The organism is Desulfuromonas sp. CSMB_57, assembly GCF_020194955.2.
Taxonomy (GTDB): domain Bacteria; phylum Desulfobacterota; class Desulfuromonadia; order Desulfuromonadales; family Syntrophotaleaceae; genus JAFCIY02.
Genome location: NZ_JAFCIY020000061.1, coordinates 1 through 15,217 on the forward strand (window position 1 = coordinate 1; position 15,217 = coordinate 15,217).

Annotated in this window: 8 protein-coding genes and 1 pseudogene; 8 read left to right on the plus strand and 1 reads right to left on the minus strand. The window is 51.9% G+C overall.

Features of this window, described 5'->3' with window-relative positions; genetic code table 11:
* Nucleotides 1-156 precede the first annotated feature (156 nt).
* From JQN68_RS13750 to JQN68_RS13785, 8 genes and pseudogenes are all read left to right on the plus strand, one after another.
* Nucleotides 157-447 (plus strand): annotated as a pseudogene (locus JQN68_RS13750) (type I restriction-modification system subunit M N-terminal domain-containing protein); the annotation flags it as partial.
* A 175-nt stretch (nt 448-622) separates the two neighbouring features.
* Nucleotides 623-1,528, plus strand: coding sequence for an Abi family protein (locus JQN68_RS13755; RefSeq protein WP_249621252.1), 906 nt, complete (start codon nt 623-625; stop codon nt 1,526-1,528).
* 380 nt (nt 1,529-1,908) lie between these two features.
* A complete protein-coding gene (locus tag JQN68_RS13760) occupies nt 1,909-3,639 on the plus strand; it encodes an HsdM family class I SAM-dependent methyltransferase (RefSeq protein ID WP_225072565.1) in 1,731 nt (576 codons plus the stop codon).
* Nucleotides 3,584-6,226 (plus strand): hypothetical protein, encoded by a 2,643-nt coding sequence (locus JQN68_RS13765; RefSeq protein ID WP_225072566.1) that lies wholly within the window; start codon nt 3,584-3,586, stop codon nt 6,224-6,226. Before JQN68_RS13760 ends, JQN68_RS13765 begins: the two co-directional genes overlap by 56 nt.
* Entirely contained in the window at nt 6,201-10,394 is a 4,194-nt protein-coding gene (locus JQN68_RS13770) for a DEAD/DEAH box helicase family protein (RefSeq protein ID WP_225072567.1), read from the plus strand. The genes JQN68_RS13765 and JQN68_RS13770 overlap by 26 nt, the downstream gene beginning before the upstream one ends.
* A gap of 2 nt (nt 10,395-10,396) precedes the next feature.
* Nucleotides 10,397-12,523 carry a DUF8724 domain-containing protein gene (locus tag JQN68_RS13775; RefSeq protein ID WP_225072568.1) on the plus strand — a complete coding sequence of 709 codons (2,127 nt, stop codon included), beginning with the start codon at nt 10,397-10,399 and terminating at the stop codon, nt 12,521-12,523.
* Nucleotides 12,520-13,395 carry a phospholipase D-like domain-containing protein gene (locus tag JQN68_RS13780; RefSeq protein WP_225072569.1) on the plus strand — a complete coding sequence of 292 codons (876 nt, stop codon included), beginning with the start codon at nt 12,520-12,522 and terminating at the stop codon, nt 13,393-13,395. The genes JQN68_RS13775 and JQN68_RS13780 overlap by 4 nt, the downstream gene beginning before the upstream one ends.
* Nucleotides 13,396-13,787: 392 nt before the next feature.
* Nucleotides 13,788-14,957: a helix-turn-helix domain-containing protein gene (locus tag JQN68_RS13785; protein WP_225072570.1), complete on the plus strand. Its 1,170-nt coding sequence runs from the start codon at nt 13,788-13,790 to the stop codon at nt 14,955-14,957.
* 57 nt (nt 14,958-15,014) lie between these two features.
* Here the strand turns inward: JQN68_RS13785 and JQN68_RS13790 are convergent.
* Nucleotides 15,015-15,217: hypothetical protein (locus JQN68_RS13790; protein ID WP_249621253.1), on the minus strand; the 203-nt coding region annotated here is incomplete at its 5' end.

Below are 15,217 nucleotides of genomic sequence, written 5' to 3' on the forward strand. Positions count from 1 at the left end.
TCGTACTCGGGGTTAAAAAATGTTCGAAAATGAACTTGATGCATACAGCAGGGGATCGAGTACGAGTACAAGTACGGGAACGGGAATAAATCCGAAAACGAGAACGAGTACGAGAACGAGTACGAGAATGAGAAACTAAAGAAGGATATTTGATTTATGACCCCCAGTTTCACTCAGACCGCGGCATTTCTCTGGTCGGTTGCCGACCTGCTGCGCGGTGATTTCAAACAGAGCCAGTACGGCCGTATTATTCTCCCCTTTACCCTGTTGCGTCGCCTCGAATGCGTGCTGGAAAAGGACAAGCCGGAGGTGCTGAAAAAGTTCGCCGAAGTCAGCCGGATGAATCTGCCGGAAGAAGCGTACGAAAAGATGCTGCTGCGTTCGACGGCGGCGAAATTTTTCAATACCTCGCCGATGGATCTATCCAAACTTGGGGAATCCGGCATCTTTCGGAAATGAAGCGGTTCACCGACCGGATGAAAAATTTCATAAAAATTGCTATTTTTCGCTTGCATGGCATCGTGGTCCTGGGTGATAGTGTTGGCAACAACACCCGCTACGCCTCTGTGGACTTCGGTTTTCATGCGCACCCCGGCGGGTTACTTTTTCGGGGGGCTTGGTGATGAAATTCGCTAAGCCCCCTATTTCTGTTGAAGCGCAGGTTGAGCTGCTCGTGTCTCGCGGTATGTCCATCCCCGACCATGCCCGCGCCTGCCGTTATCTCGCCCACATCAGCTACTATCGCTTACGCGCCTATTGGCTGCCCCTCGAACAGAACGGCGGAAAGGGTGAACATCGGTTTCGCCCCGGCACCTGCTTTGATGATGCGTTGGCGCTCTATCTTTTCGACCGCAAATTCAGACTGCTGGTCATCGAGGCCATCGAGCGGATCGAGGTCTCCTTTCGCACCCAATTTGCTCATGTTCTGGCCATGCGCTACGGCAGTCATCCTCACCTGGACGCCGTTCTTTTCTTTAACCAAGAGAAATATCAGAGTTGTCTCAAGGGGTTGCGCGAAGAGATTTCCCGCAGCAACGAAACCTTTATTGATCATTATCGCAGGCGCTACTCCGACCCGGAAATGCCGCCGATCTGGGCCGCCTGCGAGGTCATGACCTTTGGTCAGCTTTCAAGATGGTTCGACAACCTGAAACATCGCCGTGACCGGCAGGCCATCGCCGCAATCTATGACCTCGACGAGAAAATCCTGGGTTCGTTAATGCACCATCTCACCCATGTCCGCAATCTTGCGGCCCATCACAGCCGCCTCTGGAACCGTCGCCTCACCTTCACCATGCGCCAGCCACAGCGCCTCCAAAAACTCCGTCGCGACTTCAATTCGGCGGCTGATCGCAATATCCACAATACCCTGATCATGCTTGGCTATCTGCTCAAGGTCAGCAGTCCCGGCACATCCTGGGTCAATCGACTGAGGCAATTGCTGAATGAATACCCGCAGGCCAATCCGGCAGTTATGGGGTTCCCTGGCAACTGGCAAACCCTGCCGTTTTGGGAGGCTCAAGCATGAGCTTTCATTGCCATGAGAAGGTAGGATGTGGTGAGCGCCGCGAACCACATCTTACGGGTTGGGGGATGTTCCGAACAGACTCTCTGGAACATCCGTCAAGATTTCCGACAAGAGATTTTCTGACCCGGGACCGCCTTTATCACATTAGAACCCTTGACCCACTCCCCCTGCAGGCGTTACTTTTATGTGGATTAAATTCTGTTTTTGATGATTGATTTTTGGAGGGTAGGGTTTTGATCGAAGATCGGTCGAAAAGTGTTTGAAAACCGCTCTTTGCCGGAAAGGCGCGGGCGGTTTTTTGGCTTTTAAGGATGAATTGGTAACCCTCTCTGTTCAAGAACACGGGCACTTGCTTTCTGTTGGGACTGCATCTAGAAAAGATGAGCATTAAGCCTATAAAAATTGGTTTCAATAAATTTATTCATTTGTGCGCTGAGGAGCTTTATCAGGGGCGTTCTCCGCTAGAGATTTGCGAAGAACTCTTGTCAGGCAATCGCCAACTGCCGGAGTTTATGGCATCCGCCGATATTGAGGAGCGATACTATTGGCTAGGCAATATCTACACCAGTCTGATTCCAACAGTGAAAAAGAGCGATTTGGCTGCATATTTTACCCCCCCTCATATTGCTCGGTACACCATAAGTCGTGCAGAAGAACTCGGCCTCAACCTCGCACGCTCCAGAATACTCGATCCTGCATCTGGTGGGGCTGCCTTTCTGACGCCACTTTCGACCTCCCTCATTGAAAAGCTGAGAGCCCAGGGAAAAACCGATGCTGAAATCGGGTTACACATCTCACGGCATCTCTCTGGAATAGAGCTTGATGGCAATCTCGCAAGGCTTTCCGTGTTGATCTTCAATGATTTTCTTTCAAAGCGTTTATCCACTTTCAATAAGGATTTATCGGCGCTGATTTTGAACGAGGATTCCCTGCGCTTGCGGGAACGGAGTGGTGAGTACGATGCAGTGGTGAGTAATCCTCCTTATGGCAGAATGTTGAACCCACCGGGCTATATCCTCGAGAGATTCGCTGATTCACTTACTGACAAGCATGTCAACAAGTATGCGTTGTTCATTAGACTTTCAATTGACTGGGTGAGGCCTGGAGGTTTTATAGCCTTAGTTGTGCCCACTAGTTTTATTGCAGGCCCCTCCTTTCGAAATCTCCGAAAATCAATTCTTGTTGATGCACATGTTTTGGCAATCGACTTGATCGATAAGAGAGATGGCCTTTTTGTAGATGTCCTCCAGGACGCATGCATACTCTTCTTAAGAAAGAAGAATGGCCAGGAATCGGTAACCTCTGCAACTTGCAGGTTTCTCCATGAAGATGGGCCTTGTCGGGATCTAGGATTCATCGATATCCCATCAACACCTTCAATCCGTCCATGGGTGCTGCCATCCGAGTTTTCACCTGATATTCCAACGAGTGACTTCTTTTCAGGAGTGTATGCAAACCTTGCTGATTACGGGTATGGCGCCAGGGCGGGGTATTTCGTCTGGAACCGGCAAAAGGAAAGATGTAGAGAAAAGAAACGCCCCGGAGAAAAGGAATTCCCTCTCATATGGGCGCATTGTGTCAAGTCAAACGAGCCATGCAGACTTTCGACTCATAGGATTCACGGGCAACCAGATTTGATGACATTCGTGAAATTCGATGCCCCAAGTGAATCTTTAATTAGTCAACCAGCGGTCGTTCTTCAAAGGACTACCAACCGGCGACAAGCGAAACGACTCATAGCCGGGTACATCCCGAAAAGCATGATTGACGAATATGGTTCCCTGATAAGCGAGAACCATACAATAGTGGTATATCCACTTCCTAGCGTTGAGCAGCATATCAATTGTGAAACGATGTGCCGGTTGCTTAACAGCAGACCGGTTGACAACAGGTATCGCCAGATTTCAGGCACAGTAAGCATCTCGGTAAAACTCATGAAGGAAATGCCGTTTCCACCCCCCATACTCATCCAGAACAAGCTTCGCAACAATCTTTCCGAGGAAGAATTTGATGCCCTTGTGGAAGATTGCTACCGCGAAGCCGCCAGGTTAAGCGATGACCACTTACGAGCTGCTGGAAGCCTTTCCATTCAGACACATATGGGATCCTAATCGCGTTATTCATCTGAATAGTGTCGCTCGCGGCCTGCTGGAGATGTTTTGTCTCTGCATGGAAACGGCGGAGTCCACAGTGGTGCTGACATGGCCTTCCCGTGTCGAAGATATTGCTATACTCCATGCCCTGGCAGAGCTTCGGCAGATCGTAATGGCCCCCAATGGGGAAAGCGGGCCAGAGTTGTTTCCGTTCTGTACTTATTTCTGGCCATGGAAACAAACTACGGGCATCGTACAAAAGCGCCTCCTGGGCGACCGAAACGAAATTGTAAAAGGGAACCACAGGCACTTAGTCGATTGTATGAACAATCCGCATGGAGTAGAGTATGCACTCCATATTGCTTTAAACTGTGTAGGTGAACTGAACCCTAATAACAAGCACGTAACTCACACTCGAGGACATCGCTCCATCCTGCCAAACCACCCGGAACTCACCCACCCCACTCTGTACGAAATTACCCCTCAAGCAGTCTTTCAGAGCGGGCTGGTAAAGAACCAATCTTTAGCAGAAGAAGGTTTCCTGCAGAGATCTCGAAAGTACATCTGTCAATATTCGCCATTCTCCGACCACAGGCTCTTTCAAATCGAATCAGCGCCATTTTTCATGCTTGGCATCCCTATCTCTCGTGAAAGACATGACCTGTGTCGAGGGGACCTATTTGCCGCACGCAGACCGGATATCGTGCTCTTGGATATGAACAGCGTGTACAGCCGCATCGGCAAAAACTGGCAGAAACAGGTTACGGAGTTTCTTAATGGGGTCGGCGGCGTGTTCTCTGAAAAAGAGCTGGGAGCGCCGCCAGTCTTGGCAATCACGGAAGACCCTGTTGTTTTCAATCGACTTCATTTTAAATTATTGGCTGATTATGAGGAAATAAGGCGGCGGAAGCGAAGTGTATCCAAGTATTCCTTCTTGAACGTGACACAGGGTTTTTTTGACCATAAGCGTATGGTAAATGCTGAAAGCCCTGTTCCATCGGTCATGGTGGCATCTTATGCCGAGGATATGGTTGATGTATTTGTGGCGGGCCAGGAGCTCAGAAACAAGGTCAAAGACCTTGGCTCCGAAGAACTCGCGGAGCAAATTGACACGCTAAACCACGCTATTCGAAATGTTGTGAACATGCCCGGTGGGCTGGATGATTACATGCTGTTCTTGGAGGAATATTGCGACCAATCCGGACAAGATATCCGGACTGTTGCTCTAAAGCCTCTGGAAGAATGGATAAAAACAAAGGCGCTCGTAGACGCAGGGGATGCCGGCGCAGAGCGGATAGAGGCTGATGTGTACTTGAATAACTGCAGAGCTATTATCGAGGGTCTCAAGAATGGTACCCCTCTGCAATCCCGGCTTCATATACTTTACCAGAGCCTACTGGAGAGCCACCATGGCAAACACGCCTTGGTATTTCCCAATAGGCAGATGAAAGAATTTGCCGTATGGATGAAAAGCAACTGCGGAAAGGGGGCCTCATCCCCGAACGGGAATGGTGTTACAAAACTCGTGCTTTTGGATGGCAGGGAAGCCGTGGACTCTTTCGACGAGTCCCCTTATAAATTTGAAAACATCTATTTCATCTTGCCGCGACAAAAGTATCTCTCGAAAATGATTGCCCAGAATGCAATGCTGCCAAATCTGGTGTTCGTGTGTGATGGCGGCACCGTTCTGTCGCTATTGCGCTATATCGACATCCTTGAGAAAGTCCCGGGCCTTGAAATCATCAGACCGCGTTTGACGGCAATGCGTGAAGCTTTGCAGCGGACTGCTGACAGCCGGGTGTCCTTGCTCGGAGAGCTGGACGAAGTCAAATTGATAGCCAACACCCTCATATTCAACCTTCGCGAATTGGAGCCCGGCCATTATCAAGGCCATCCGGTTGTCATCGTGACCGAAGAAGGCGCAAGCATCTCTGCTTATGAGGGATCTGATATTTTGCAATACCAGGAAGAAAATGATCTCCAACCATTTTCCAAAGTGACCGTTTCGAAACTCCAGGGAGGAGACAGGTTCTTCGTCATCACTCCTGAATTTCTCGATGCGGCATCTGACAAAATCAACATAACCGCCATGGCCTCTGAAACACTGAGGGCATACCATGCAAGGGTTGTGGAGAGAGTGCGCGACATCCGAGGATGGTCGCTCAGAGAGAAGGCTGAAGTAATCCAGCGGCGAATGAAAAGTGACGCACTGAGGACCGATATCGGCGAGGGCGAAAATGTCGGCAACATTGTCAGGTGGATTGATGTTGAGGGACTGCTTAAAGTGCCCAGAGAGCTGGTAAAGCCACACGCCCCCCGACTTCGAAATGTGTTCAAGTTGTTTATGAAAGCCCTTGGGGTATCAGATGGCGAAATTGACTGGTACTGGGCTGCCGCCATACAGAGCACACGAAAGGTCCGTATTCGCGCTGGTCTTGATCGGAACCGAGTTTTTTACAAACTTCTCCTCGATCCGACATCTGTAGAGCATTTCTTTTATGGAGATAGGGGAGACTTGCGGACCTTGATTGATATCGCCTGCCGAAACGTATTTACCGTATCTCACATCGTCAAGGAGCATGATGATGAACATCCGGAACATTAAGGGAAAAGATTTTGTCGAGGCGAAAGAAGCCTTAACTGATAGCCTTCTCAACTTGACATACCGATTTGTATCCGGCCAGGGAGCGGATGGCGAATTCGTGTATGGGGACAAGCCTAGCAGGAAGTTCGTGTCCGGTTTCCTCCTCCCTGCGATGAGCGAGAGCGGGGCTGATGACGAAACGAACGATATCCATATCAGCAATATCGGTATGGATTTACAGGTACGCACTCCCCCAGCCGGGGAACTTGGAGTTAAGGTGTCATTCAGTGTCTACATCAGGGTCCTCCCATCATGGGAGGAAATCGATCGGTACGGACTGAAACCGACCTTTCAGCTTTGCTCAACGGTGCAGCGGCAGATTCGCGATGCCATCAGGGACCGGACAACCGCCCTCTTGGCAGAGGAGCAGAACAAACCGGAAGACCAGCGTCGCATGCGGGGCCTCCTTCGTGTCATCGCAAGCGAGGAGATATACCGCCAGTTCGGCATTACGGTAAGAGGGCAGGATGGAATTTCGCAGCTCGACCAGGAGGAAGGGAGCGAGGGGCAGGAACCCGCCCCAGGCGAAGAGGGCGCAAGACCCCATGATGTGATATCGGCCGGCAGCGACGTCGTTATTCCAGACAATCTAGCTCAGCCGGCGGATATCCCGCAGAAATGGCGCAGGTTCTCTCTTTCTTCCGAAAGGCTGTCCTTACCGCTTGCCGCACCGGATACCGAAATCGAAGAATTGTTGCAGGCTTTTGCAGACAAGCTGTGGGCTGATGTCTCGCAGAAAGTGACTACTTGGGTCTCCTCTCCTGAAGGACAGCAGTGGGCATATCGGGAACAACCGGTTGCGCCTACCCAAATCGCAACCAAGGATGCCTGGGACACCTTTCTGCAGGCCGTCAGGCAGACTCTACCGGATATCCCGACGTTGCTGCCGACATTGAACAATCTGCGTCTGATTTGCAGCAAGACCCCCAACTTTTCCGATTCGTCGGTCACCAACGTCAGGGTTTCTTTCGAGAACCAGAACAATGCACCTTCGCGGAACAGGTATTTCTGCCACGACGCTGCAATCCATCAGGTGCAGGTCGTCGTGACCGTACCCACGACCTTTCACAGACGCTTGCGTCTGGAGCGAATCCAGCCATCTTTTCGCTTCCGCAACTTCATGACTTATCCTGCTCTCGGCATTAATTGCGGAGTTGAGGTCGGAAGCGAGGATGCCGACAACGTCGTTCTCACGACAACATGGTTGCCAAAGTACATTCTTCCTCGAATCACTCCTCGAGAGATTCCCGGGATACCATGGAAATATCAGGAACTGAGTGAGACCAAAACCGACATAAGCTCCCTGTGCCGGATAACTGACGCATATGCCAAGTGGATAGCCGAACAGGAAAAGGTGAATCCAGCCGAATATGAGCCCGACCCGGTTAAGCGTCACGAAGAAACCGAGGAGTACAAGAACGCGCTGAAGGCATTTGATCGAGAATGCTCTCTCGTGCGCCGGGGTATCGACCTGCTCAAGGAATCTCAGGCGGCCTTCAAAAAAGACCCCACATCAAGAAAGGCTATCCCGTACCAGGCATGGGTGCTCCTGAATAGGACCATGTTCAAAGCAGGTCAAGATAAGGGATTCGAAGGGTGGCGACTTTTCCAGGAAGCCTTCATTATCGCCCATATACCGACGATTGCTTCCAGAATCGTAGAATTCCGCCCATGGCACGACCGCGAACTGGACGAGGAAATGGCTTCGCTGCTTTACTTCCCGACCGGCGGCGGCAAATCGGAAGCCTTCTATGGCCTGCTGATATTTAACCTGTTCTTCGACCGCTTACGCGGAAAGCACCGCGGCGTGACCGCTCTCATCAGGTATCCGCTGCGTCTCCTGACCTTGCAGCAGGCCCAGCGCCTCTTTGCGTTGCTTGTATTCGCGGAACAGGTCAAACACGAGGAAGGAATAAAAGGAGCTCCGTTCGAAATCGGTTTCTGGGTTGGGAAAGCGAATACTCCCAATAGAAACACTCCGGAGGAAATCAAGGGCATTCTCAAAATCGGCGAAAGGATGCCCGCAGATGGAACAGCCGACCGTGCTGCTTACGACCACGCTAATGATGCCTTCAACAAAGTTCCGGTTTGTCCATACTGCAACAGGGGACCGACGGGCCTGAGATACTATCCTGACCGAGATAGCAGGGTCGGGATATTGTGCTTCCATGACGACTGCAAATGGAACCAGATGAACGGCGGCATCACGCCGCTACCGTTCCTACTCACCGACCAGGATATTTACGCCCACGCTCCAGCGATAATCCTGGGCACCATCGACAAGCTCGCTCTTATCGGGCAACACGATTCCACCATCAGCAAAATCGTCGGCATGCTGGGCTTGGCTCGGTTTGTCGACTCCTATGGACGGCTCAGCAGCCCCCGCAAGCGTAGAGAATTACAGACAGCCCTCGAAAACCATGCGCTGACCCGTGTCGCACCTGCCTTTGCAGATGGAGACGAGCTGTTCCATGACCCCTTCCCCTCGTTGATGATTCAGGATGAGGCTCATCTCCTTGAAGAGAGCCTTGGCACATTCGCTGGCCTCTTCGAGACCACTTTTGAGCAACTGTTGCTCGGAATCTCTCCGTTGCTTGGGACAAGGGTGGTGCGGGGTGAAGGCGGGAAACCACGGATGCCGAAGGTTGTAGCCGCAACGGCCACCATATCGACGCCAGGCAAGCAGATTGAAGCATTGTATCAGAGGAGGCACCTGCAGTTCCCCTATCCAGGAACTTCCATCTACGAGAGCTTCTACGCGCATCCGGAGAAGGCTTCGAATCCTTCACGGCAGACATCCATTGACACCGCCCCGACCGATACAAGGGAAAGAATTGCCGAACTGCATGCGCCATGGATGAGGGTTTATGTCTCCATTATGACCAATGGCAGGTTGCACACGGTAACCACCGTTAACGTGCTGGCCGCTTACCATGTGATGATTTCGAAGCTGTGGCAGCTCATTCAGGACGACCCAGCTGCGGCAGTGGCGCTGCTGAAAGATGCTCTCTCCGACAGCCCGGTCAAGATGCACCACGCTGCCGCGCTGGACGCCATGACCGCGGATGCCGAGTCTCTCCTTAGTCTCCTCGACCTGTTCAGGATATCTCTCACCTATGTTACAAACAAGAAGGGTGGCGACCAGGTCATTGACGCGCTGTCAGGAGAGGCGCCAAAGTTACATATCGCCGCAGGGCTGCCAGTCTTCCATATCAGGACCGACCTCATTTCAGGTGGGGTCGACGTCAAGGCCATCCAGAACATAATGCGGGTCGCAAGCGGTACGGTAAAACCGAAGGGGCTTAAAGACTCTCTAAGGAACATCGTTGCCACGTCCGCTATTTCTCACGGGGTCGACGTCGACAAGTTCAACGCCATGTTCTTTGCCGGCATACCAACCGACATCGCCGAGTATATCCAGGCATCGTCCCGGGTCGGCCGGACGCACGTTGGTTTCAGTCTCCTGGTCCCCGTTCCTCAACGGCGTCGTGATCGGTACATAGTCGAGGTACATGACATTTTCCACCGGTTCCTTGAACGGATGATTGCCCCTGCTGCAATTGAGCGGTGGGCAGACAATGCCCTCAAGAGAGTCGTTCCCAGCCTTTTCCAGGCATGGTTGGTTGGGTGTGAGGAGCAGAGGCTTTTTGTGGGCGCTGCGGACAAGACGACCATTTCACCGATTGACAACACTCATGAGGTGAAGAAGCTCATAAAGGCTATGACCACCGACGGATTTTTCAGAAATGCCGGAAGTTTTGTGGTAAATGCCGTCGGCGTAAAAGGTCGGGGACTTAGCGCAATCGGCCAGCCGAACAATCAGGAGTATTACGAGAGCTCGATACTCAACGAGATTCATAGACTGGTGACCGAGTTCGACGACCGCCCCGATACCTTGACGGACCTCGACAAATTCTGGACCGGCTCCCGTGTCGCGAAAAAGCCAATGACATCCCTGCGCGATATCGATGAAGCGGGGGTTATCATGGCAAGCAAGTACCTGCCTGAGCGGGTAGGGAGAGGGATACTGAGGACGCCAAAAATCGAAGATGCGATGCTTATCGCAACAAAAAACGTACGGAAACAGACTGCTGTTTTTTCTGAGATGGACAGCGAAGGAGACGCATAGCCATGTCCGAAAAGGGTCCGGTAATCAATCGTTCAAAAGTGCAGCTGGCCACAAGCTATGCTCCGGGGTCGCTGTTTACGTTTGAGGGCGGTAGAGGATGTTTCCTATCCGTTCCTGTCCTGACTACCAGGTATGAATCAAATATCGCGACGGTAGTGACCCAGCAGATAGAAGAACAGATGAGGGAAATTATTATCAACTGGTTTGATGCCGGCATGGATTGCCAGGGCCGTGCGGCCTCGGGGCCGCCGATTTATGCGGACCAAGTCTTGGAACGGTCTGCCTTTCTGGACCACCGGAAACAGCCACTCTTCGATATCAATCAGTTTATCTTGCTTGAACCTACGCAAATCGGATATTACCCGGACCCCCTCAATTTTATCTGCGGGAAATGCGGCCTTCTTCACCGCTACACTGACGTCGACGATTATGCGAGAAACCATGTTGAACAGGAAAACCGGACCGACTGCAAGAAATCTCCGGAGGATGGCAGGCACCGTTGGGGACAGCTTGATGTTGTTTTTGCGCACTGGAGCGGCAATTATGAGCCTTTGTTCCCGGAGAGGCCTTGCCAGTGCGGCAATAAAGAGTTTTATCTGGTCAAGTCAACCACCGGTTTGTTCTCGGATTGGTACTTCAAATGCAGCAAGGAGGGGTGTCCGTCAACACAGGAAATGACCAGACGCGACCCGAAGACAAAAGAGTTGCTGGAGCAACAGATTCAGCAAGGCACGGTGCATCAGCCGAAGGAAATGCTGATGCTGCCCGTTTCATACAGAGCGTCTTCACTCTATTATGTCCAGACCGACAGGTTCATCCCATATCCCGACACATCCATATTCGAATTGTTGCATCCGACCAAACATGTTGAGCTTGCCGGGGAACTCCTCAGTATCTACAACTATCCACAGCAGCCTGTGTCTGACGACCAAATCAAGGCGGCCCTGGAGGGTGTCGGGCAAGGCGGTGCATCCGTTGCTTATGCCGGTATGAAAGCAGCAAAGGCATCAATGCCCCCTGATGCCGCGGTTGTTCTGCAACAGCAACTCGACAACATGGTCGAGGACTGGAGGCAAAAGGGCTGGCTGGAACGAACCATATCCATTCCAGGCGAACTCACCGCCCAAGTAATGGCGCGCCAGGATTACGCACGCAAGTACGACCCAATTCGTCTCGGGATTGAGCATTCGCTCCTGGAGAAGAAGCAGCTCGTGATTTCGGGTGGACTACGAAAGATGACCGTCGATTTGATGAACCCTCCGCCCGACGTTGCTCCCGAGGGCACCGGTCAGCAGGAGGTCAAAGAGGAATATCAGAAGAACCTGCGGAACGTTCTCGGCAAGCTGGGGATAAATAGACTGCTCATGCTGCGGGAACTCGACCTGGTTCAATATTCGTATGGATACACGAGGGTGTCCGCAAGCCCCACTACCGAGCAAAAGGGGCTTGTCATGCCCGTATGCCTGCGTTCGTTCGAACCGGTGAGAATGAGCCAACGGCCTATTTATGTGCTGCACCAGAAGAACGAGGCATTTTATGTCCAGCTGGATGAGGCCATGGTAATTCAGTGGCTGGCTGCAAACCATTTACCCATGAATCCCCCGCTGGCGAACGGCATGAGATTCGGCGCAAGATACATAGAAAGCTACTCGGACTTTGGGCCGTTTCTGGAGCTATACAAGAACCAGAACTCCGATGTGGCGCGAACTATCTGCAACATGGCCTATATGCTACTGCACACGATGGCACACCAGTTTATCGTTACTATTTCGGAATATTCCGGCCTTGAGCAAGGCTCCTTCGGTGAATATCTCTTCCCGGCCGATTTGGCATTTATCGTTTACAGGAGCGGTATGACGCCGGACCTCGGGAACCTCTCCTCGATGTGGCGCAATTTCAACGTTACCGTGCTGGAGCAGATGCTATCCGTGAACAAGCTGCAATGCAGTTCCGGCTCCCTTTGTGACCACCGAGGCGGAGCATGCCCCGGTTGCATAATGCTTCCAGAAACAACCTGCATTGCAGCGAACCAGCTCCTTTCCCGGAGCGCCCTGAAGAACGGGCCGGCACCTCGATGGTCTCGTGACAAGAGCGACATGGTAGGCTTTTTTTCGTTGACAACAGCATGAAGAACGAAGCCACTCAGAAATTCTTCGAGTTGATATGGTCGTTTCCCGCAACCGCAGAGAGAGTCGTGCGGGTGATGGCGAAATCTGGGCATGACGCTGTAACTTCGGAATTTGTAGAAAGAACTGCAGGCTTAGGCGCCCATGAAAAAGTGCGTATCCCTCAGATACTTCGCGCCATGGCAACAGTGGGAATCGTGACCGAAGTTGGCTCAGGTCTGTGGAACTCGTCTGCTGGAGAGCAAGAGATGATAAATCTTGCTGTACAGCTGGCTGGAGCAGCAAATTTCCAGCGGGTTCACAAGGATAAGGATGAAGTCCAGGTCGTCCTGACATTACCTGAAGAGCCAAGCAAACTTTGCGAGGTGTTGCCTGAGCAGGGACCGTACTGCGCAAAGCTGGGGGCCACAGAATCGGTATTCATCAGGATTGCCCGCGAAGCGAGGTTTCGGCTTGTCATTGTCACGCCTTTTATTGACAGGATGGGGGCTGAATGGATTGTCAGCATGTTCAGATTGACCGAGGGCAAGACTGTGGAACGAATACTGATACTTCGCGATTACCACTCTGCCAAAGCGGCACTGGCCGGCATTGCAGGTGAGTTGGACCGTTTGCAAGTGAGGATGTTTGACTACTACATTCGTCACGAAGGACGCAGACTCCCTTTCGAGACCTTCCACGCGAAGTTCGTTCTCGGGGATGACACCCAAGCCTACATTGGGTCCGCCAACATGCTGGCATCATCCCTTGAGGTTGCTTTGGAGGTTGGTGTCCGGCTGAAGGGCCGAAGTGTCTTAGATATCAAACGACTTGTTGACGCTATGTTGGAGGTAGCTGTACATATTGTACGGGGTCGGACCAATCTAACCCGTTGAAGGGAGGTTATTCTGGAGTCGGACCAAAATAACTAGTTGAAATTTAAGGAAAAACAACCATTGCGTGGGTGGGACGCCCATGAAATAATGCAATTCGGAGGTTTTTCTGGCCCGTCCGCTTCTGGGGTCGGACCAAGTGTGCGGCCGGGCAAGGTCGCATAATCCAGCGGGTGGGATGCCCGCCCCGGAAGGCTGGCCAGCCACCGGGTAGCGAGTCCTTGGAGGCATGGTGGTAACACCCTGCTTTAAGCGTAGGACAGCAAGCAGATAGGTGTTGAGTGCCACCACATCGATAACAAAAAAATGTGCCAGCACATCGATAACAAAGTTCTCTGCCAATCGAATAGCCACTACGTCATTCTGTGAACACCAAATTCATTTCGGAGGTGTTCATGGAAGAGGGGATCAAGCGACTCCGGGCACTTGCTGTCCAGCGTTACATCGCTGGCGAGAGCCCCGAGTCCATCTGCACATCGCTCGGCAAATCCAGGTTCTGGCTGTACAAATGGGTTAAGAGGTTTAGCGTAGACAATCCCTTATGGTTTGAGGATCATTCGCGCCGTCCTTTTTTAACCTCAAATCGCACCCCTTCTGAGATCGAGGAGATCGTCAAGATGGTTCGCCTCAATCTCTATAACCAGAATCTGTTTTGTGGAGCTCAGGCGATTTTGTGGGAGATCGAAGACCTGGGGGTCAATCCCCTACCATCGATCCGAACAATCAACCGTATCCTCGCCAGAAATGAATTGACTCACCGAAGAACTGGTCGTTATGAGCCCAAGGGGACGCTTTATCCTGCTCTTCCGGAACAGTTTCCGAATCAGACGCATCAAGCCGACTTTGTCGGACCGTGCTACCTGAAGGGGCCGATCCGTTTCTACAGCCTGAATATCGTGGATACAGCAACGGTCCGGTGTGGCTTGCAACCATCACTCTCCATGGCAGCGCAGAATGTCTTGGACGGGTTCTGGGCCGCATGGAAGCGAATCGGCATCCCAGATCGCGTCCAGATTGACAATACCATGTCCTTCTTCGGCAGCCTGAGACACCCCCGGGCAATGGGGCCACTGATCAGACTCTGCCTGCATAACGGGGTCGAGCCATGGTTTATTCCCATGGCCGAGCCCTGGAGAAACGGGATGGTCGAAAACTTCAACGACCGCTATCAGCAAAGGTTCCTCGGCAAAGTTGTCATGGCGTCTATCGAGGAACTGAAAACCGGATCTCTTGCGTTCGAACAGCGCCATAACAGCAGGTATCGTTACAGCAAGCTCAAAGGCGGTACCCCGCTGAAGGCCTTGGCAGCATCAAATGTCAAGCTGAGGTTTCCAACGAAAGAGGAAGCGCCCCAACATCCACTGGGAAAGCCGGAGGTCGGAAAATATCATGTCGTGCGACTCATTCGCAGCGACCTGAAGCTGGATATCTTCGGCGAGCGCTTTCCGGCTCCACCTGAGACGATGCTCGCGTACGTGGTGGCTACTATCGATGTCAAAGAACAAAAGTTGAAACTCTTCCTGGACAAAGCCCAGGTCGAGGAATTTGATTACAAACTGCGATAAATCCGCTGAGTGTCAGCGATGTCGTGGCACTTAAAACTGTTATCGATGTCCTGGCACTCAACAGATAGGCTGTAAGCCGAAAGGTTGAAGGGATTGAGCCCCGTAAACGACGCATTGGGAAGGACGACGCAGTATTTGGTGACGGAAGTCAATATGGATGTCACTGGTAATGCAATAATGGCCCAAAAACGGTAATGAAAAGTGTACCACCCCGGAACCGTGGTATTCCTCCTTGAGGAAAGGAGGGATGCCGATGATCG